The sequence below is a fragment of the Pseudoxanthomonas sp. genome, assembly GCF_051953815.1.
In the GTDB taxonomy this organism is placed as follows: Bacteria; Pseudomonadota; Gammaproteobacteria; order Xanthomonadales; family Xanthomonadaceae; genus Pseudoxanthomonas_A.
On sequence record NZ_JBQCIJ010000022.1, the window covers coordinates 78,891 to 97,437 of the forward strand.

Annotated in this window: 21 protein-coding genes; 7 read left to right on the forward strand and 14 right to left on the reverse strand. The window is 67.9% G+C overall.

What is annotated here, in order from left to right:
- Window positions 1–56: 56 nt before the first annotated feature.
- Genes ACTHN1_RS05675 through purB form a run of 5 tightly spaced genes read right to left on the reverse strand, consistent with a single transcriptional unit; the run spans window position 57 to window position 4,865 of the window.
- A complete protein-coding gene (locus tag ACTHN1_RS05675) occupies window positions 57–965 on the reverse strand; it encodes a GNAT family N-acetyltransferase (RefSeq protein ID WP_440469984.1) in 909 nt (302 codons plus the stop codon).
- Entirely contained in the window at window positions 962–2,140 is a 1,179-nt protein-coding gene (locus tag ACTHN1_RS05680; RefSeq protein WP_440469985.1) for a ribosomal protein uL16 3-hydroxylase, read from the reverse strand. Before ACTHN1_RS05680 ends, ACTHN1_RS05675 begins: the two co-directional genes overlap by 4 nt.
- Window positions 2,137–3,063, reverse strand: a complete 927-nt coding sequence (bla, locus tag ACTHN1_RS05685) for a subclass B3 metallo-beta-lactamase (protein WP_440469986.1) — start codon at window positions 3,061–3,063, stop codon at window positions 2,137–2,139. Before bla ends, ACTHN1_RS05680 begins: the two co-directional genes overlap by 4 nt.
- A complete protein-coding gene (locus ACTHN1_RS05690) occupies window positions 3,060–3,458 on the reverse strand; it encodes a VOC family protein (RefSeq protein ID WP_440469987.1) in 399 nt (132 codons plus the stop codon). Before ACTHN1_RS05690 ends, bla begins: the two co-directional genes overlap by 4 nt.
- Before the next feature lie 39 nt (window positions 3,459–3,497).
- Window positions 3,498–4,865 carry an adenylosuccinate lyase gene (gene purB / locus ACTHN1_RS05695; protein ID WP_440469988.1) on the reverse strand — a complete coding sequence of 456 codons (1,368 nt, stop codon included), beginning with the start codon at window positions 4,863–4,865 and terminating at the stop codon, window positions 3,498–3,500.
- A gap of 140 nt (window positions 4,866–5,005) precedes the next feature.
- On the opposite strand from purB, the gene ACTHN1_RS05700 reads away from it, so the two are divergent.
- Window positions 5,006–6,451 (forward strand): class II fumarate hydratase, encoded by a 1,446-nt coding sequence (locus ACTHN1_RS05700; RefSeq protein WP_440469989.1) that lies wholly within the window; start codon window positions 5,006–5,008, stop codon window positions 6,449–6,451.
- Window positions 6,452–6,478: 27 nt separating this feature from the next.
- Here the strand turns inward: ACTHN1_RS05700 and ACTHN1_RS05705 are convergent, their stop codons facing one another.
- From ACTHN1_RS05705 to ACTHN1_RS05740, 8 genes are all read right to left on the reverse strand, one after another.
- A complete protein-coding gene (locus ACTHN1_RS05705; protein WP_440469990.1) occupies window positions 6,479–7,321 on the reverse strand; it encodes a DUF2268 domain-containing putative Zn-dependent protease in 843 nt (280 codons plus the stop codon).
- An 88-nt stretch (window positions 7,322–7,409) separates the two neighbouring features.
- The gene (locus ACTHN1_RS05710; RefSeq protein WP_440469991.1) at window positions 7,410–8,633 is read right to left on the reverse strand and encodes a serine hydrolase domain-containing protein; all 1,224 of its coding nucleotides are present in this window, start codon (window positions 8,631–8,633) and stop codon (window positions 7,410–7,412) included.
- Window positions 8,634–8,699: 66 nt separating this feature from the next.
- Entirely contained in the window at window positions 8,700–9,239 is a 540-nt protein-coding gene (locus ACTHN1_RS05715) for a DUF2884 family protein (RefSeq protein ID WP_440469992.1), read from the reverse strand.
- An 11-nt stretch (window positions 9,240–9,250) separates the two neighbouring features.
- Window positions 9,251–10,090: a hypothetical protein gene (locus ACTHN1_RS05720; RefSeq protein ID WP_440469993.1), complete on the reverse strand. Its 840-nt coding sequence runs from the start codon at window positions 10,088–10,090 to the stop codon at window positions 9,251–9,253.
- A 70-nt stretch (window positions 10,091–10,160) separates the two neighbouring features.
- Window positions 10,161–11,153 (reverse strand): ABC transporter permease, encoded by a 993-nt coding sequence (locus tag ACTHN1_RS05725; RefSeq protein ID WP_440469994.1) that lies wholly within the window; start codon window positions 11,151–11,153, stop codon window positions 10,161–10,163.
- Window positions 11,150–12,025 carry an ABC transporter ATP-binding protein gene (locus ACTHN1_RS05730; protein WP_440469995.1) on the reverse strand — a complete coding sequence of 292 codons (876 nt, stop codon included), beginning with the start codon at window positions 12,023–12,025 and terminating at the stop codon, window positions 11,150–11,152. The genes ACTHN1_RS05725 and ACTHN1_RS05730 overlap by 4 nt, the downstream gene beginning before the upstream one ends.
- Entirely contained in the window at window positions 12,025–12,387 is a 363-nt protein-coding gene (locus ACTHN1_RS05735; protein WP_440469996.1) for a GntR family transcriptional regulator, read from the reverse strand. The genes ACTHN1_RS05730 and ACTHN1_RS05735 overlap by 1 nt, the downstream gene beginning before the upstream one ends.
- A gap of 3 nt (window positions 12,388–12,390) precedes the next feature.
- A complete protein-coding gene (locus tag ACTHN1_RS05740; protein WP_440469997.1) occupies window positions 12,391–12,645 on the reverse strand; it encodes a hypothetical protein in 255 nt (84 codons plus the stop codon).
- A gap of 159 nt (window positions 12,646–12,804) precedes the next feature.
- On the opposite strand from ACTHN1_RS05740, the gene ACTHN1_RS05745 reads away from it, so the two are divergent.
- The 6 genes from ACTHN1_RS05745 (at window position 12,805) to ACTHN1_RS05770 (ending at window position 17,371) form a co-directional block, all read left to right on the forward strand.
- Complete coding sequence (locus ACTHN1_RS05745; RefSeq protein ID WP_440470080.1) at window positions 12,805–13,338, forward strand: glutathione peroxidase; 534 nt, start codon at window positions 12,805–12,807, stop codon at window positions 13,336–13,338.
- Window positions 13,339–13,418: 80 nt separating this feature from the next.
- Entirely contained in the window at window positions 13,419–14,354 is a 936-nt protein-coding gene (locus ACTHN1_RS05750) for an FKBP-type peptidyl-prolyl cis-trans isomerase N-terminal domain-containing protein (RefSeq protein ID WP_440469998.1), read from the forward strand.
- A 31-nt stretch (window positions 14,355–14,385) separates the two neighbouring features.
- Window positions 14,386–15,738, forward strand: coding sequence for a UDP-glucose dehydrogenase family protein (locus tag ACTHN1_RS05755; protein WP_440469999.1), 1,353 nt, complete (start codon window positions 14,386–14,388; stop codon window positions 15,736–15,738).
- Complete coding sequence (locus tag ACTHN1_RS05760; protein WP_440470000.1) at window positions 15,728–15,961, forward strand: SlyX family protein; 234 nt, start codon at window positions 15,728–15,730, stop codon at window positions 15,959–15,961. The genes ACTHN1_RS05755 and ACTHN1_RS05760 overlap by 11 nt, the downstream gene beginning before the upstream one ends.
- 57 nt (window positions 15,962–16,018) lie before the next feature.
- The gene (locus ACTHN1_RS05765) at window positions 16,019–16,654 is read left to right on the forward strand and encodes a DUF2058 domain-containing protein (RefSeq protein WP_440470001.1); all 636 of its coding nucleotides are present in this window, start codon (window positions 16,019–16,021) and stop codon (window positions 16,652–16,654) included.
- 12 nt (window positions 16,655–16,666) lie between these two features.
- Window positions 16,667–17,371, forward strand: coding sequence for an alpha/beta fold hydrolase (locus tag ACTHN1_RS05770; RefSeq protein WP_440470002.1), 705 nt, complete (start codon window positions 16,667–16,669; stop codon window positions 17,369–17,371).
- On the opposite strand, the gene ACTHN1_RS05775 is transcribed toward ACTHN1_RS05770, so the two are convergent.
- Window positions 17,368–18,522, reverse strand: coding sequence for an MFS transporter (locus tag ACTHN1_RS05775; protein ID WP_440470081.1), 1,155 nt, complete (start codon window positions 18,520–18,522; stop codon window positions 17,368–17,370). The two genes, ACTHN1_RS05770 and ACTHN1_RS05775, sit on opposite strands and share 4 nt — an antisense overlap.
- Window positions 18,523–18,547 lie beyond the last annotated feature (25 nt).

Sequence of the window (18,547 nt, forward strand, 5' to 3'; positions counted from 1 at the left end):
CAACAATCTAGACACATATCGATGTGATTCCGGCGGAATTCGGCCGTCAGGGACGTCTAGATTCCCAGCGCGCGATATTCCGTGCAGGGGCGGGAGCGCTCCCAGACGTGCGCGAACTCCTCGCGCAGCTGGCGCGCGCGACCGGCCGCGTCCAGATCCGCTTCGCCGTCGAAACGATGCCCCAATGGGCGGAAGTAGTAGCCATCGGCCTCGTTGACGGCGTAGGCCGAGGCATAGTTGCGGTCCACCGGGTCGTGCACTTCGCGGAACAGGAACACGCTGGGCAGGCGCTGGGCCAGGGGCAGCAGGGGGGCGAGCCGGCGCTGGGGGGCGCCCGCATCCTGCAGCAGGACCCGGATCTCCACCGGACCGGGGCGGGTCGCCAGCCGGCGCAGGGCGTCCAGGACCTCCGGCGCGTCGAACAGGCCCGGCTCCAGGTCCCGGCTGTAGAGGCAGAGGCGGCGGCGGGTCGCCTGGGCCAGGGCCAGCAGGCTCGCCCGGGCGCCGGCCTGGTCCTCGATGGCGGTGGCGCCGTCGAGCCGGCGGCGCATGGCCTGGTGTTCGATGCCGGCTTCGTGGAAGCGCGGCCCGTAGGGGACGAAGCCGTGCCGGGCGTAGAAGGACTCGGCGCTGACCTGGGCATTGAGGGTCAGCTCGGGCCAGCGCTGCAGGCGGGCCTGGGCGATCAGCGCGGCGAGCAGGGCGTCGCCGACGCCGCGCCCGCGCCATTCCCGCAGAACCGCCATGCGTCCGATCCGGTGTTCCGGGGTCAGCCGGCCGGTGCCGATGGGCTGGCCGGCGTCGTCGCGCGCGAGCACGTGCCGGCACAGCGGGTCCAGCGCGTCCCGTTCCTCTTCCAGGGGAACGTGTTGTTCCCGCACGAACACGGTTTCACGGACCCGCAGCAGATCGTCCCGCCGGTGGGCGTAATCGACCGCTTCGACCCGGAAGCCCGGTGGATTCACTCCTCGTCCTCCGCCATGCCCAACTGATAGTGGCCCTGCGCGACCAGCGCCATCACGGTGTCGCGGCCGGCCTCCGACAGACCGGCATAGCCGGCGCCATCGATACTTTCGGCGGCGGCCAGCCAGCGCGCGTCAGCCACCGGCAATGCGTAGTCGGCGCCCGTGCAGAACAGGGTGGCGCCCTTGCGCGCGCGTCGCCAGGCGAGGCGCGAGAACGGGTGGCGGTACAGCCGCGCGCCATGCTCCAGATCCCATTCGAGCTCGATGCGCGAACGCTGTTGCGGCGGTGGCGCCACGTCGCCGGCGGCGCGATAGGTGGTGATGAAGCGGCCGAACCAGTCGCCGAGACGATCCGGATCGTTCATGCGTAGGGCGTTCAGCGCCTCCACCACCCGGGCCATCGCGGCGGCGTCGATCTCGTTGGGATCGCGGGGCGGGGCAAGATCCTCGTCGTGGTAGCGCAGGCGGTCGTCGGCGTCGGCGACCAGGGTGTCCAGGTAGTCGCTGATCAGTTCCGCCGAGGAAGGCGCGCGCATGCCCACCGAGATGGTCAGGCACGGATTGACCGCCACGCCGTGGTGCGGCACGCCCGGCGGCAGATACAGCATGTCGCCCGGATCCAGCACCCAGTCGTGGGTGGGGGTGAACTCGCGCAGCAGCTTCAGCTCCACGTCCTCGCGGAACCCGAGCGGCGGATTCCCGCCGGCGTCGATCTGCCAGTGCCGCTGGCCCTGGGCCTGCAACAGGAACACGTCGTACTGATCCACGTGCGCGCCGACCGAGCCGCCGGTGGCGGCGAAGCTGATCATGATGTCGTCCAGCCGCCAGCGCGGCAGGAAATCGAAATACCCCAGCAACGCGCGCACGTCCGGGTCCCACTTGTCCACGTCCTGCACCAGCAGGGTCCAGTCGTGGTGTGGCATGCCGGGAAATTCCTCTTCCTGGAACGGCCCGGTGCGCAGGGACCAGGCGTCGCGCTCGCGATCATGCATGACGATGCGCGAGAGCGCGCCTTCCTCGCAGGCCAGTCCGGCCAGATCCTCGGGCTGGATGGGCGACTGGAAATGCGGGAACGCGTTGCGGATCAGCAGCGGCTTCTTCTGCCAGTACTCGCTCAGGAAGCGCGCGGCGGGCATGCCGAGGAAATGCTTGGCGGTGGCGTGGACTTCGATCATGGGCGTGGGGAGGTTTGCAGGGCGGAGGCGGCTTCTTCGGCCAGGCGCTTGTCCAGGCGTTCGCGCGCGGACCGCGCGTAGTCGCGGCAGGCGGCGGTGTTCGCCAGCGGTTCGCTGGCGCCGGGGCCGATCCGGGACCACAGCCGGCTGGCCGACGGATGCGGTGTCACCAAGATGTCGCATTCCAGCGCGGCGACCCGATCCAGGGCCTGCCGGAAGGCAGCGACATAACCGGGATGGGCCTGGTCGTCACCGAAGCGGTACCGATCGTCCGAGAACGCCGAAAGGCTGTCGGCGTAGACGAACTGGCGGCAATCGTCGCCATCGCAGGCGCGCCAGGTCCATGAGGCCGCGCCCGGCGTATGGCCCGGCGTGGGTATGGATTGCAGCGACAGCGGGCCTACGGTGACGGTTTCCTCGTCGCCGATGGTGCGCACGTTGGCGATCGGGGCGAAGGGCTTGAGTTGCCCGAACTGGGGATCGCTGCGGTCGTTGGCGCCGCGGCGCAGCGCGGTGGCGGCGGGTTCGCGCGCCAGCACCGGCGCGCCGGTCGCGCGCTGCAGATCGGCCAGGCCGCCGACGTGATCGAAATGCTCGTGGGAGATCACGATCGCGCGTACGTCCTGCGGGCGGAATCCCAGCGCGCGGAGGTTGGCGAGAACCTGGCGGCCCCCTTCGGCGGTGCCGCTGTCGATCAGGACGTGGCCCTGCGGCGAGGTGATCAGCAGCGCGCTGATGCCGCAGGTGCCGACGAACCAGGTGTTGCCGTGCAGGCGCAGGGGCGTGGCCGGATCATCCCAGCCGGCATCGGCGGAGCAGCCGGTGGCGCCGGCGACGCGCTCGTCCGCATGGGCCCAGGCGGACAGCAGCGAAAGCGGGCAGGCGACCGCTAGCAGGAACAGGTATCGGAAGTCGTGCCTCATGTGGCGATCTCGTCGTAGCCGCGACCGTGGAACTGGAGCAGGCACCAGCCGTGGCCGAAGGGATCGGCCAACCGCACGATGCGGCCCCAGCGGGCGTCGCGGATGGGGGTTTCAGGTTGCAGGCCGGCCTGGACGGCAATGGCCAGGGCCGCGTCCAGATCCTCGACCACCACGTCCAGGTGCACCGGCGTCCAGTGGCGCTCGTAGCGGCGGGGCGAATCCGGCGCGCCTTCGCTGCCGGCGGCGTTGCGCAGCAGGTAGATGGGGGCCTGGGCCCCCAGCAGTTCCAGCACGTCGTCACCGAGGCGGCGCCCGACGGTCAGTCCGAATGCCCGCCGGTACAGGGCTTCGGCGGCTTCCAGATCCGGCACGTCGAGGTTGATCAGCAACTGCATGGGAAGCGGTCCTGCGTTCGGCGCGCGGATCCGGAAGCGTCAGATCTTCCGGGCCAGCGACGCGGCCAGGCCGGTGTAGCCGGCGGGTGTCAGTTCCAGCAGGCGCTGGCGGGCGTCGGCCGGCAGATCCAGTGTCTCGATGAAGGCGCGCATGGAATCGGCGGTGATGCCCTGGCCGCGGGTGAGCGCCTTGAGCTGCTCGTAGGGGTTGGGCAGGCCGTGGCGGCGCATCACCGTCTGCACGGCTTCGGCCAGCACTTCCCAGGCGGCGTCGAGATCGGCGTCGAGGCGTTGCGGATTCACTTCCAGCTTGCCTAGGCCCTTGGCCAGCGAGTCCAGCGCCACCTGGCTGTGGCCGAAGGCGGTGCCGAGCGCGCGCAACACGGTGGAATCGGTGAGATCGCGCTGCCAGCGGCTGATCGGCAGCTTGGCGCTGAAATGCTCGAACAGCGCATTGGCGAGGCCGAAGTTGCCCTCGGCGTTCTCGAAGTCGATCGGATTGACCTTGTGCGGCATGGTCGAGGAGCCGACTTCGCCTTCCTTGAGGCGCTGCTTGAAGTAGCCCAGCGAGATGTAGCCCCAGATGTCGCGGGCCAGATCAATCAGGATGATGTTGGCGCGGCGGGCGGCGTCGCCGATTTCGGCGACATTGTCGTGCGGCTCGATCTGGGTGGTGTAGGGATTGAACACCAGGCCCAGGCTTTCGACGAAACGCTGCGCGAACACCGGCCAGTCGACGTCGGGATAGCTGCTGACGTGGGCGTTGTAGTTGCCCACCGCGCCGTTGATCTTGCCGGTCAGTTCGACCGCCGCGATCTGGGCGCGCTGGCGCTCCAGGCGGGCGACCACGTTGGCGATTTCCTTGCCCAGGGTCGTCGGCGAGGCGGTCTGGCCGTGGGTGCGTGACAGCATCGGCTGGCCGGCCTGGGCGTGGGCCAGCGCGCGCAGCGCGGCGGCGACGCTGTCCAGCGACGGCAGCAGCACCTCGCGGCGCGCCTGTTCCAGCATCAGGCCGTAGCTGAGGTTGTTGATGTCCTCGCTGGTGCAGGCGAAATGGACGAACTCCAGGGCCGGCGCCAGTTCGGCGTCGTCCTTCAGGTGTTCCTTGATGAAGTACTCGACCGCCTTGACGTCGTGGTTGGTGGTCCGCTCGATTTCCTTCACCCGGGCCGCGTCCGCGACCGAGAAACCGTCGGCCAGTCCGCGCAGGCGCGCGATGGCGGCGGCGGAGAACGCCGGCAGCTCGACGATGCCGGGCTCGGCGGCCAGCGCCAGCAGCCACTCCACTTCGACCTTGACCCGCGCCCGGATCAACCCGTACTCGGAAAAGATGGGGCGCAGGGCGTCGACCTTGGCGGCGTAGCGGCCGTCGAGCGGGGACAGGGCGAGCAGGGCGGATTCCGACATGGGGGGCTGGGGGCTGAAAAGGAGCGTTCTAGTTTACCGCGAGACGCCGGTTTGCCGGCCTGGCGTATGCTGGCGGCCCTCGCAAGCAGCCGGTTCCACCACCCGGCGCCAGCCGTAGACCATTCCCACAGGAGGCGCTGATGAGCAGGAAGACCACGGCGGGCACGGCCCGCAACGAACGGACCCGGCTGGAACGGGACAGCATGGGCGAACTGCGGGTCCCCGCCGACGCGCTCTGGGGCGCGCAGACCCAGCGCGCCGTGCAGAACTTCCCCATTTCCGGCCGGCCGATGCCGCGCGGCTTCATCCGCGCGCTGGGCCTGATCAAGGCCGCCGCCGCCGAGGTCAACGCCGGCCTGGGCCTATTGCCGCAGGCCACCGCGCGGGCCATCCGCGCCGCCGCGCTGGATGTCGCCGCCGGCCAGCATGACGCGCATTTCCCGATCGACATCTACCAGACCGGCTCCGGCACTTCGTCGAACATGAATGCCAACGAGGTGATTGCCGCGCTCGCCAACCGCACCGGCAAGGCCGGGCGCAAGGACGTGCATCCGAACGACCACGTCAACCTGGGCCAGAGCTCCAACGACGTCATTCCCACCGCCATCCGCGTGTCCGCGCAACTGGCGGTGCTGGAAGATCTGCTGCCGGCGATCAAGCACCTGCGCCGCACCATCGATCGGCGCGGCAAGGGACTGGCGAAAGTGGTCAAGACCGGACGCACCCACCTGATGGACGCGATGCCGCTGACCTTCGCCCAGGAATTTTCAGCCTGGTCGGCGCAACTGGCGTCGGCGGAGGAACGCATCGCCGACAGCCTCAAGCGGGTGCGCCGGTTGCCACTGGGCGGCACCGCCATCGGCACCGGCATCAACGCCGATCCGCGCTTCGGCGCGCGGGTGGCGAAGGCGCTGTCGAAACAGACCGGCGTGCGTTTCGAAAGCGCGGGCAACAAGTTCGAGGGACTGGCGGCGCAGGACGACGCGGTCGAACTGTCCGGCCAGCTGAGCGCGCTGGCGGTGGCGTTGACCAAGATCGCCAACGACCTGCGCTGGATGAACGCCGGGCCGCTCGCGGGACTGGGCGAGATCGAACTGCCGGCGTTGCAGCCGGGCAGCTCGATCATGCCCGGCAAGGTGAATCCGGTGATTCCGGAGGCCACGGTGATGGTGTGCGCGCAGGTGATGGGCCACCACACCGCGATCACGGTGGCCGGACAGACCGGCAACTTCCAGCTCAACGTGACCCTGCCGCTGATCGCGGCCAACCTGCTGGATTCCATCCAGCTGCTGGCCAACGTGTCGCGGCTGCTGGCCGATACCGCCATCGAAGGACTCAAGGTCCGCGAGGACAACGTCCGGCAGGCGCTGGATCGCAATCCGATCCTGGTGACCGCCCTGAATCCGGTGATCGGCTACGAGAAGGGCGCGGCCATCGCCAAGCAGGCCTACAAGCAGAACCGCGCGGTGCTGGACGTGGCCCGCGAGGTCACCGGCCTGCCGGAGAAGGTGCTGAGGCCCCTGCTGGATCCGGCGGTGCTCGCCAAGGGCGGCATCCACGGCAAGCCCGGTGGCGGAGGCGGCTGAGCCGCCTCGCGCCGACGGTTCCCGCCCTCATTCGGCGGGAATGAACTCGGCGGCCTTCATCGCGGTGATGGCCGCCCAGTCGCGTGGCTTGCCGTCCAGCCGCGCGGCGACCAGCCGGTAGCCCACCGAATAGCCGGCCCACATCGGAATGCCCGCCTGTGGGTTGCCGAACATCGAACCCATCAGCACCGGCGGCGAGGTCTCGCCCAGGTTGGGGCGGAACGCGGCCAGGGTGGCCGTGTACCGGGCGTCGTCCAGCGCGTGGATCCAGGGCGCCGGATGCGCGCCGAACACCTGGTTGGCGTAGTAGTCCGCGCGGCCCTCGAACACCAGGTAGTCAGCGAGGGTGAACGCCGCGTCCGGACGGAAGTGTTCCTGTGCCCAGTAGCTGTGGTGCAGTTCGTGCGCGAGCACGTACGGCAGCAGTTTTGCCCAGTCGGCCTGCGGATGCAGCTTGACGATGATCTTGCCGCTGCCCGCGGTCAGCGCGATGACCCCCTGCATGCGATCGCGGGTGAATGCGTCGTCGGGCGCGGTGAAGTCCACGCACAGGGTCAACCGTCCCTGCGGCAGGTCGGTGACCACGCGGTCGTAGGCGGACTGGGCGATTTTCTCGAAACGACTCCGATCGAAACCCTTCTCGGCCGCTTCGCGCTGCGCGCGGGTGAGGCGCGGATCCGGCGCATAGCCACGAGCCAGATCCGCGAACTGGCCGCCGGCGGCGCAGCGAGCGAACCACGCTTCGCCGGCCGCCGCCGCATCGGTCGCCGCCAGCACCTGCGGGTTGGTGTAGTGGAAATCGACGGGCTCGCCGGCCAGGGCGAGGCCGGGAAGGAGCAGGGACAGCAGCAACGGGAATCGACGTTTCATGGGAAGTCCTGGCAGGGATGGCGCGGAGTGCGTCCAGGGATCAGGACGCCCGGAACGTGCAGGTGTGACCCGGCGGCCGCGGACGGGCTCAACGCGCGGCGGCGGGGCCCGGCAGGGGCCAGCCCGTGCAGGGCGGATGCGACCGCGCGCGGGCGTCCGGCGCCCGCAGCTCCGGATGGTCGTAGGGCAGGAAGCCCTGCCAGTACCAGGGGAAGCACACCGGTCCGAGCTTGTGCTCGATGAGGTAGGCGAAAACGCCGTCGGCATTGGAGCTGTTGCTCAGCAGCAACAGGCAATCACGCCCGTCGCGCACGCACACGGCGATGTTGCGGGTGCCGTCGTCGTGGCCTCCCTTGAAGAACGCGCGCCCCTCCGGGGTCCGGTACACCGCCCACCCCAGGCCATAGGCCAGTCCGATGGCGTCGTTGTCGGCGGTGGTCTCGGTGGACAGGGTCGGGAACTGCTGGACCGAATCGATACGCACCTGGTTGCCGAACAGTTCCTCGCGCGCCCTGGCGTCCAGGCCCTCGCTGCGCGAGAGGCCGGCCAGGAACGCGGCGAAGTCGCGCAGGGTGGTGTCCATCGAACCGGCGGCGCGCACCGCGCCGCGGCGCTTGTGGCCCAGCGGCTTGCCGGCCTCGTCGTAGCCCTGGGCCAGATTGGCAGCGAACGCGTCGCGCCAGGTCAGGCCGCTGGCGCGCATGCCGAAGCGCTCGAACACGCGCTCCCGCACCAGCGCATCGACGTCGATGCCCATGCCATGTTCGATCACGAACTGCAGCAGGTTGATGCCCTCGCCGGAGTAGGCGAACCGGCTGCCGGGTTCGAACGCGAAGGTGAGTTTCGCGTGCTCGTCATAACCCTGCGGGGTGAAAAAACGGAAATTCGGGAAGCCCCCGGTGTGCGCCAGCAGCATCCGCGCGGTCAGCTTCCGCCAGCGCTCGTCGCCGGCCAGATCCGCGTATTTCTCGTACTCGGGCAGGGGGCGGGGCAGGTAATCGGCGATCGACCGGTCCAGATCGAGCCGGCCGTCCTGCACCAGGCCCATCACCGCATAGGCGAAGACACCCTTGGTGAGCGAGGCCGCGTACATCGTCGTGTCGGGCGTCAGCGGCAGATCCCGCTCGACGTCGCGCAGGCCGTAGGTGCGCAGTTCGGTCACCTGGCCATCATGGATGACGGCCATCGCAAGGCCGGTCACGCGGGCGTCCCGCAGCATCGCTTCGACCGGATCCGGCGTGTCCGCGGTCCGCCCGGCAACGGGCGTGACGGCGGCGCACAGGCACAGCAACAGCGACCACATCCCTTTCATGGCGGGCCTCGCGTCTGGCGTGGGAGGTCGCGATGGTTCCCGCCATCGCGACCGGGGGCGGCAGGATCAGTCCTTGCCGCAGTCGTCGATTTCTTTCTGGTCCAGGTTGGCGTACGGGCGGAACGCCGGCACCTGCGCCGCCAGTGCGTCCTGCGCGGTGCGCAGCCCATTCAGGCGGGTGCAGATCTTCTTGGCTTCGGCCTCGATCTTCTTGGCCTCGGCTTCCATCCGCGCGTCGATGTCGTCGGTATTGCCGCTGATCACGCCGCTGATCGCCGCGCCGACCGCCTTGCCGGCCATCTTCGCGCCCTGCTTGCCGACCGCGATGCCGGCCTGGGTGATGCCTTCCAGCTCACCGTAGTAGGCCGAGACCAGTTTGCGCTGTTCCGGCGTCAACGCCACCGCCTTGCCGTCGATGATCAAATCGCCGTTGGCGCCGACCTTGGCCTTCGGATAGCCATCGGCGTTGATGGTGAGTTCGCCGTCGCCGAAGCGGGCGATCTTGCCGTTGCCGTTGTCGATGCTGGTCTGCGGCTTGCAGGCGGCCAGCGAGAGCGCCAGCACCAGGCCGATGCCCACGCGGGCGGAAAGGGACGTAGTGCGCATGGCGTGACTCCTCAATGACGACGGGGAAGGGTGACGGTGCCAGTGACACCGCTGTGATCGATCGAGCCGCTGCCGACGGACCGGACCGTCAGGTTGCCGCGCGCTTCGCGCACGCCGACATTGCCGGAACCGACGCTGCCGATCGCGATGTCGCCACCAATCCTGGCGAGTTCGGCGTCACCCGAGCCGATGGATCCGATTTCCACCGGGCCCTGCGCATCTTCCAGCTCGAAGTCACCCGAGCCGATGGCGCCGAGGCGCACCGGGCCGCGGATGCCGCGTGCGCGCGCATCGCCGGAGCCGATGTCGATGCCCTGCAGCGAGCCCGCGCCATCGATGTCCACATCGCCGGAACCGACATCGAAGGCGACCAGGCCGCGGGTCTCGCGGATGGTGGCGTCCCCGGATCCGACGTCCACGCTGACGATCGCGGCGCCGCGGACTTCCGCGTCGCCGGAACCGACCTTGATCTGCACCGGGATGTCGTCGGGCACGCCGCCGCTCAACTCCAGGTAGGCATAGTTGTTGCCGAAAAATATGCCGCGGAACTGGCCTTCACGGCGCAGCCGCACCACCAGCTTGTCGCCTTCGCGCTGCTGGGTGACGCTCAGCTGCGGCAGCAGTTTGGCTTCCGAGGCGCAGGCACGGCCCTGCAGGCTCATCTTGCCGCCGGCGCGCGCCACCAGCTTCAGATCATGCGAGGCCACGTCGAACACCACGGCCTTGGCATCGCCGATGTCCAGATCGAGCTGGCGGGGTTCGGTGTGCTTGCAATTGTCGCCGGCCAGGGCGATGGCCGGTGACACGGCGGCCAGGGTCAGCAAGGTCAGCGGCAGGAAAACGCGGTGCATGGGACTTCTCCGTGCGGTCTGCGGATCGGGGAACGAAGGGGCGGCGGCAGGACGCCGCCGCCCGCGGAGCTTACTCGCTGTCGCGCCAGCGGCGCAGGTAGATGGCCGCGGCGATCAGGCCGGCGCCGATGACCGCGCCAATCCACAGGTCGGCGGTGCCGAAGACATGCCAGTTGTTGCCCAGGTTCATCATCCGCATCAGGTCGTCCGGGGTGTTCACATCCTGGCCGGCCAGCTGGCCTTCGGTGAGGCTGCGCGGCGACCACGTGCCCGGCAGGACGCTCAGCAGGCCACGGTAGACCACGGTGTACCAGAGCGGGCCGTAGGGGATGTCGATGCCCAGGATGCCCAGCATGCTGATGATCACGCAGGCCAGCACCGGAATCAGCACCGCCCACAGGAACGGCTTGCTGCGTGCCCAGGCCGAGCAGAACATCAGCCAGCCGACCGCGGGCAGGGCCCAGAACACATAGATGGGCAGGGTCGACAGCACGTTGGCGATCATGCTCAGCGGGTGCGAGTGGGTGAACATCGCCCAGCTTCCGGGCAGACCCATCACGCCCATCGCGCTGGCGGCGATGACCCACAGCGCCAGGCCGACCAGCACGCCGATGCCGATGGCCAGCAGCGGTGCCAGGAACAGCGCCCAGGCCGCCTTCGACAGCACCATCTGGGTATCGGTGACCGGCAGCGACTTCCAGAACAGGATGCTGCGGTCACGACGGTCGTCGTGCAGCGTTCCCAGGGCGTAGAAGAACACCACGAAGGCCAGCACGATCTGGGTCAGGCCCATGCCGCCCATCAGGATGCCGTCGCCGAGCTGGCCGATCTGGTGGGCATGCCCGAGCATGTCGCCGTCCATGGCCATGTCGACGACATCCTTCTTCACCTGGAAGAACTTGATGACGCCGATGAGGGCGGCGATGAAGGACAGCACCGTGATGATCGCGCCGGTGATGACCGGAGCCCAGAGGAAGCCGCCCCGGTTTTCCCAGAATTCCCGTTTCAACAGCCATTTGAAGGCCGAGCCCTTGGTGGCATGCGCAGTGGTGGCGGCGTTCATGCGTAGGTTCCTTTCATGATGGCGACGAACAGATCGGCCAATCCGGGGTTGCGGGTCTCGCCGAATTCGGCGAGCCGGCCGCGGTCGATGCCGTCATACAGCAGGACGCTCTTGCCGAACGGCAGGCCACGTTCGTCGATGGGATTCAGGGCGCGCGCCTGTTCGACCTTGTCGGCCGACACCAGCAGTTCCGTGTAGCGCTCGGCCACCTCGTCCATCTGCGCGGTCAGCACGATCCGGCCGTCGCGGATGAACATCACGTCGGTCAGGATGTGTTCGATCTCCTCGACCTGGTGGGTGGTGACGATGATGGTCTTCTGCTCGTCGAAGTAGTCTTCCAGCAGGCGCTGGTAGAACTGCTTGCGATAGAGGATGTCCAGGCCCAGCGTGGGTTCGTCCAGCACCAGCAGGCGGGCGTCGATGGCCATCACCAGCGCCAGGTGCAGCTGCACGATCATGCCCTTGGACATCTCGCGGACCCGCAGGTCGGGACGCAGCTGGGTGTTGGCGAGGAAACGCTCGCACTTGGCGCGGTCGAAGCGCGGGTGCACGCCGGCCACGAAGTCGATGGCCTCGCGGACCCGCATCCAGCGGGGCAGCACCGCCACGTCGGCGATGAAGCAGACATCGTTCATCAACTGCCCGCGCTGCTTGCGCGGGTCCAGGCCCAGCACCTTCAGGTCACCCTCGAACGGGGTCAGGCCCAGGATCGCCTTCAGCGCGGTGGTCTTGCCGGCGCCATTGGGGCCGATCAGGCCGATGATCTTGCCGGCCTCGATCTGGAAGCTGGTGTTGTCCAGCGCCAGCTTGCTCCGATAGGCCTTGCGAAGGCCGTGGGCGGATACCACGGTATTGGAAATCACGGCGCTCATCACTTGCTCCCCTTGGCTTGCAGCAATTCCTCGAATGACAGTCCCAGGCGTTCGATGCGCTGGGCCACCGCCGGCCACTCGTCGTGCAGGAAGCGCTCGCGCTCGCTCTTGAGCAGTTTGCGGGAGGCTTCGTCGGTGACGAACATGCCCAGGCCGCGGCGCTTCTCCACCAGGGCCTCGTCGGCCAGTTCCTGGTAGGCGCGCGAGACGGTGATGGGATTGAGCTGGTATTCGGCCGCCACCTGGCGGACGGAGGGCAGGGCGTCGCCCGGTTTGAGAACCCCGTCTAGCATCATGGCGATCACACGATCCTTCAGTTGGCGGTAGATGGGAGCACCGTCGCTCCACTGGATGTCAGCCATGGCTCAACCCCGCGGACGCAGCGACTGCGCGAAAGAGAAGTAGGGCATCGACAGGGTGGCGCGCGCCCGGCGGCGCGGGTGGACCTGCGCCTCCTCGGCCGATGCCGCGGCTTCGATGGTGGAATCGACGCCGGCCAAGGGACTGCCTTCCATGGCATTCCGCTGGCGGGTCTCGGTGGCGCCGACCAGCAGACCCAGGGTCAGCAGGGCGCCACTGGCCGCCAGGCCGGACAGCGTATTGAGCAGTTTCGGTTTCATTGCGTCTCCCCCTTCATTGGGTGAGTGGTGTTGTATGTAACTATAACACCAAAACACAGGCCGTCAACGGGGGATCCCCGGTTTCGTAACCCAACTGAAGGCATACTTGTCGGCCCCGCTGGCCAGGAGCCTGAAATGAATCGCAAGTGGTTGAAAACAATGATTTTCATGGCCGCCCTGGCCGCCGCAGGCAGCGTCCTGGCGGCCGGATTGCTGGATGTCAGCTACCGGCCGCTGGCCGGCAAGGCGCCGGTCCGGCTGAACGACAAGTACGCCAGGCAGGTGCTGCTGGTCGTCAATACCGCCAGCAAGTGCGGCTTCACGCCCCAGTACGAAGGCCTGGAGGCCCTGCACCAGAAATACGCGGGACGCGGCTTCGCGGTGCTCGGCTTTCCGTCCAACGATTTCAAGGGGCAGGAACCCGGCAGCGAAAAGCAGATCCAGGAGTTCTGCACGCTCACCTACGGGGTCAAGTTCCCGATGTTCGAGAAGGTCCACGTGATCGGACCGGAAACCACGCCGCTGTACCGATCGCTTACCCAGGCCACCGGCGTCGCGCCGGGCTGGAATTTCCACAAATACCTGATCTCGCGCGACGGCCGGGTGGTGGCGAATTTCCCCAGCAAAATCACCCCGGACGATCCGGCCTTGGTGGCCGCCATCGAACGCGAACTGAAGGCGGCGCGGCGCTGAGCCCCTGCACGCGGCCGCGGCTTGCGTGCGACAATACGGGATTGACGCCGCCATCGCGGCAGGTTGCGAGGAGTTGAGGGATGAAGCGGTCGGTTCGCGGTTTCGCGGCGGGTTTGGCAATCACTTTTTCGATGCTGGGAGGCAGCGTGTCTGCACAGGAAAAAACCGCGCTGACGAATGAGCGCGAGAAGGTCAGCTATTCGCTCGGCCTGGATGTGGGTCAATCGTTCGAACCGATTGCCAAGTTCATCGATCTGGCCGCATTCGAGCGCGCGCTGAAGAACGCGATGGAAGGCGGCAAGCCGCTGATCAGCCAGGAAGAAGCGCAGGCGACCGATCAGGCGCTGCGGATCAATCTGGCCGCCAGCCAGGGCCAGCAGATTCCGGGCATGCCGCCGGGCAGCCAGCCGCCGGCCGTGGCCAAGGACAAGGTCGGCCTGATGCTGGGCGGCTACATGGTCGGTCCTTCGTTCGCGCCGCTGAAGCAGGATCTGGATCTGGCCGTGGTGATGCAGGGCCTGCGCACCGCATGGGACAAGAACGCCAAGCCGCTGCTGACGGCCGATGAAGCCAAGGCGACGATGGAAGCGTTCATGATCCGTCGCCAGAGCGAAGGCGCGCAGCGCAACCGCGCCGAAGGCGCCAAATTCCTGGCCGAGAACAAGGCCAAGAAGGGCGTGATCACCACGCCGTCGGGCCTGCAGTACATGGTGCTGCGCGAAGGCAACGGCGCGCGTCCGACACCGGCCAGCCGTGTCCGCGTCAACTACGTCGGCGCGCTGCTGGACGGCACCGTGTTCGACAGTTCCTACGATCGTGGCCAGCCGGCTGAGTTTGGCCTGAACCAGGTGATTCCGGGCTGGACTGAAGGCGTTTCGCTGATGCCGGTGGGCGCCAAGTACCGTTTCTGGATTCCCGGCGACCTGGCCTACGGCAAGGATGGCGCGCCGGGCGGCAAGATCGGGCCGGACGCGACGCTTACTTTTGACGTTGAGTTGATGGGCATCCTGCAATAACTCTGCGTTCCCCCAATCACGGAATTCCAGCATGCGAGTAGCGATCTTCGGCACCGGTTACGTCGGCCTGGTGACAGGTACCTGTCTGGCCGAGGTGGGCCACGACATCATCTGCGTCGATATCGATGCCGCCAAGGTCGAGGGTCTGAACAACGGCATCATCCCGATCTACGAGCCGGGACTGGAGCCGATGGTCAAGGCCAACCATGCCGCCGGCCGCCTGCGGTTCACCACCGATGCGGCCGAGGCGATCGCGCATGGCGAGGTCGTCTTCATCGCGGTGGGCACGCCGCCCGACGAGGACGGCAGCGCGGATCTGCAGTACGTGCTGGCGGTGGCCCGCACCATCGGCCAGCACATCGCGCGACCGACGGTCGTGGTCGACAAGTCGACGGTGCCGGTCGGCACCGCCGATCGCGTGCGTGACGCGATCCAGGTGGAACTGCAGAAGCGCGGCGTGGAGATTCCGTTCGACGTGGTCTCCAACCCGGAGTTCCTGAAGGAAGGCGACGCGGTCAAGGACTGCATGCGCCCGGACCGCATCGTGATCGGCGCGAACAATCCGGTCGCGGTCGAAAAGCTCAAGCGCCTGTATGCGCCCTTCAACCGCAACCACGAGCGCATCGTGGTGATGGACGTGCGTTCGGCGGAACTGACCAAGTACGCGGCCAACGCGATGCTGGCGACCAAGATCAGCTTCATGAACGAAATCGCCAACATCGCCGAGCGCGTGGGCGCCGACGTCGAGCATGTCCGCCAGGGCATCGGCTCGGATCCGCGCATCGGCTGGTACTTCATCTATCCCGGCGCCGGCTACGGCGGCTCCTGTTTTCCCAAGGACGTGCAGGCGCTGGCCCGCACCGCCCAGCAGCACGGCTACACGCCGCGCCTGCTCGACGCGGTGGAAGAGGTCAACGACGCACAGAAGGGCCATCTGTACGAGCTGATCCAGCGTCACTACGACCGTGGCGAGGACGAGGGCGTGCGTGGTCGCACCTTCGCGGTATGGGGACTGGCCTTCAAGCCCAACACCGACGACATGCGCGAGGCCTCCAGCCGTCGCCTGCTTGCCCAGTTGTGGGAAGGCGGCGCCAGGGTGCGGGCCTATGATCCGGAAGCCAGCCACGAGGCGCGGCGCATTTTCGGCGAGCGCGATGATCTGGTGCTGTGCGACTCGGCCGCGTCTGCGCTGGAAGGCGCCGATGCGCTGGTGGTGGTGACCGAGTGGAAGCAGTTCCGCAGTCCGGACTTCTCCCGCCTGAAGGGCGTGCTCAAGGATGCGGTGATCTTCGACGGTCGCAACCTGTACGAGCCGGCCGAGGTCGAGCAGGCCGGCATCGCCTATTACGGCATCGGCCGCGGACGTTCCATCCATGCCGAGTGATCTGTTTTCGCAGGACCGGCTGGAGCAACGCCTGGTCGAACTGGAAACCCGCCTGACCTTCCAGGAGCAGGCGATGGCCGAACTGAGCGAGGCGCTGGCCGATGCCCGCGCCGAGAGCGGGCGCAACACCACGCTGTTGATGAACCTGCTCTCGGACCTGCGCAAGCTGAGGGGCGAACTGTACGCCGACCCGGCCGATGAACCACCGCCGCCGCATTATTGATACGCTTGCCACCGCGCCCGTGAAGGGCGCGCTGTGTTCACCGCCGAACTTCCCGCAATGAGCGACTCCCTCCGCGATCAACTTCTCGGCCTGGGCTTCAAGCCCGCGCCCAAGCCCGAACGCAAGCCGCAGCCTGGCAAGCCGGGACAGCCGTCGAACAGGCCGCATGGCAGGCATTCCGGCAAACCGGGAGCGGCCGGCAACGGCAGGCCCGGTGGCAAGCCACCGGGGCCCTCCGGTCAGCAGGGCAGGGGCGGCAAGCGCGAGGGCGATATCGATCTGGCCAAGGCGTATGCGATCCGCGCGCAGAAGGAAAAGGACGAGCGCATCGAGGCCGAGCGGCAGAAGCAGGAAGAAGCCCGGCTTCGCCGCGAGGCCAAGGCGCGGCTGGAAACCCTGCTGAAGGACCAGGCGCTGAACGATGCGAATGCGGAGATCGCGCGGCATTTTCCCTATGGCGGCAAGATCAAGCGCATCTATGTCAACGATACCCAGCTCAAGGCGCTCAATGCCGGCGAACTGGGCGTGGTCCAGTTGAATGGCAGCTACCTGCTGGTGACGGCGGAGGTGCTGGCGCAGGCGGAAGCCACGTTCGCGCCCTCGGTCGCGCTCAAGGTGGACCCCGATGCGCCGGCGGCGGAAGATCCGTACGCGGATCCGCAGTTCCAGGTGCCCGACGATCTGGTCTGGTAAGTCATCGCGGTGATGGAGCGGGCACCCACGCTGTGCCTGTTGCCCGGCCTGGATGGCACCGGACGCCTGTACCGGCACCTGGCCCGGCGACTGGACGAGGATTTCACGGTCCGGGTCATGGCCTACGACAGCGGTCGCTTCGACGGCTATGCCGCGCTGGCGGACCGGATCGCGACGCAGCTGCCCCGGGACGAAGACTTCGTCCTGATCGCCGAATCCTTCGCCGGACCGCTGGCGGTCGAACTGGCGGGGCGGCGCCCGCCGGGTCTGCGGGCGCTGGTGCTGGCCGCGAGTTTCGTGTCCTCGCCATTGCCGGCCAGTCGGCTGCTCGCCGGCGTGCTGGCGCATATGCCGGCCATGTTGCCGCCGGGCCTGTTGCTGGAACGGTTGCTGGCCGGCCGCGGCGCGGGCGGTGAACTGCGCGATGAACTGCGGGCCATCCTGCGGAGCATCCCGACACCGGTGCTGCGGGCCCGTGCGCTCGCGGCGCTGCGCAGCGACGCCGGAGGCGTGCTGAAAGCACTGGACCTGCCCGTGCTGTATCTGGAAGGGACGCGCGACTGGCTCATCGGCCGGCACGCGGGCAGGGAAGTGCTTCGCCTGGCGCGGGACGCCGAACTGCACCGGATCGACGCACCGCATTTCCTGTTTCAGGTCTCGACCGCCCCGGCCGCGACCGCCATCGTCGACTTCCTGAAGCGTCGTCGCCTCGCCTAGTCCGCGAGGGGAGCGGCACCCGGTTGGCTCGGCACCAGCCAGCGCCAGGCGATGAGCGCGCCCAGCAGGGCGAAGCCACCGGCGGCGGCGAACGCGGTGGCGCCGCTGGAATGCCACAGCTGCCCGGCAATCAGGGCGCCGGCGACACCGCCGACTCCGGAGGAAAGGCCGTAGAACACGCCTTGGCCGTGGCCGTTGAGCCGCCCCGGAAAGAACCGCGCGAGCAACTGCATCGCCGCCGCGAAGAACGCGCCGAAGTTCAGCGCATGGGTGATCTGCGCCAGTCCCAGCAGCCAGACGTTCTCGGGCCACAGCGCGGTGGCCCACCAGCGCAGCGCGGCGCTGAACATCGCCACGGTCATGACCTTGGCTGCGTCCCAGCGGCGGAAAATCCGCGCCGACAGGAAGAACACGCCGATTTCCGCCAGCACGCCCACCGTCCAGAACAGACCCAGCCGCGACGCGGAATAGCCGTGTTCGCCCAGATAGATGGCGAAGAAGGTGTAGTAGGGGCCGAACGAGATCTGGGTGAGGAAGGCGGCGACGAAGAAGGCGCGCACGGCGGGTTGCCGCAGGCGGGCACGGAAACCGCTCTGGTCCGGCGCATCGGTTTCGCGTGGTGGATGTTCGTAGTGATTGAAGTAGGCCGAAGCCAGCAGTCCGGCCAACAGCGGCAGCATCAGCCAGGGCAGGCTGCTGGCGCCGAAGTGATCCAGCAGCGGACCGTAGCTGGACACCACCACGATGAAGCCGATCGAACCCCATACCCGGACCTGGCCATATCGGTGTGGCTGCGCGGCCAGGTGGGTGAGGGTGATCGATTCGAACTGCGGCATCACCGCGTTGTAGGCGAAGCAGAACGCGCACATCACCAGGAACAGCCCGGCGAACCCCAGCGGCAGCAGGAACACGGCGAACGCCAGCAAGGTCAGCCAGCAGCCAAGATGCAGCCAGCGGATGGGGCGCGTCGACCGCGCCGCCAGCGTGGTCCAGGTACTCGGAGCGACGATGCGGGTGGCGTACCACAGGCTCATCAGCACGCTGATCGCGCCGACCTGCATGCCGCGTGATTGCAGGAACAGGCTCCAGTAGGGCGTGAACGCGCCCAGCGCGGCGTAGTAGGCGAGATAGAAGCTCGACAGGCGCGCCATCGGGACGGCGGTGCCGGACGAGGGC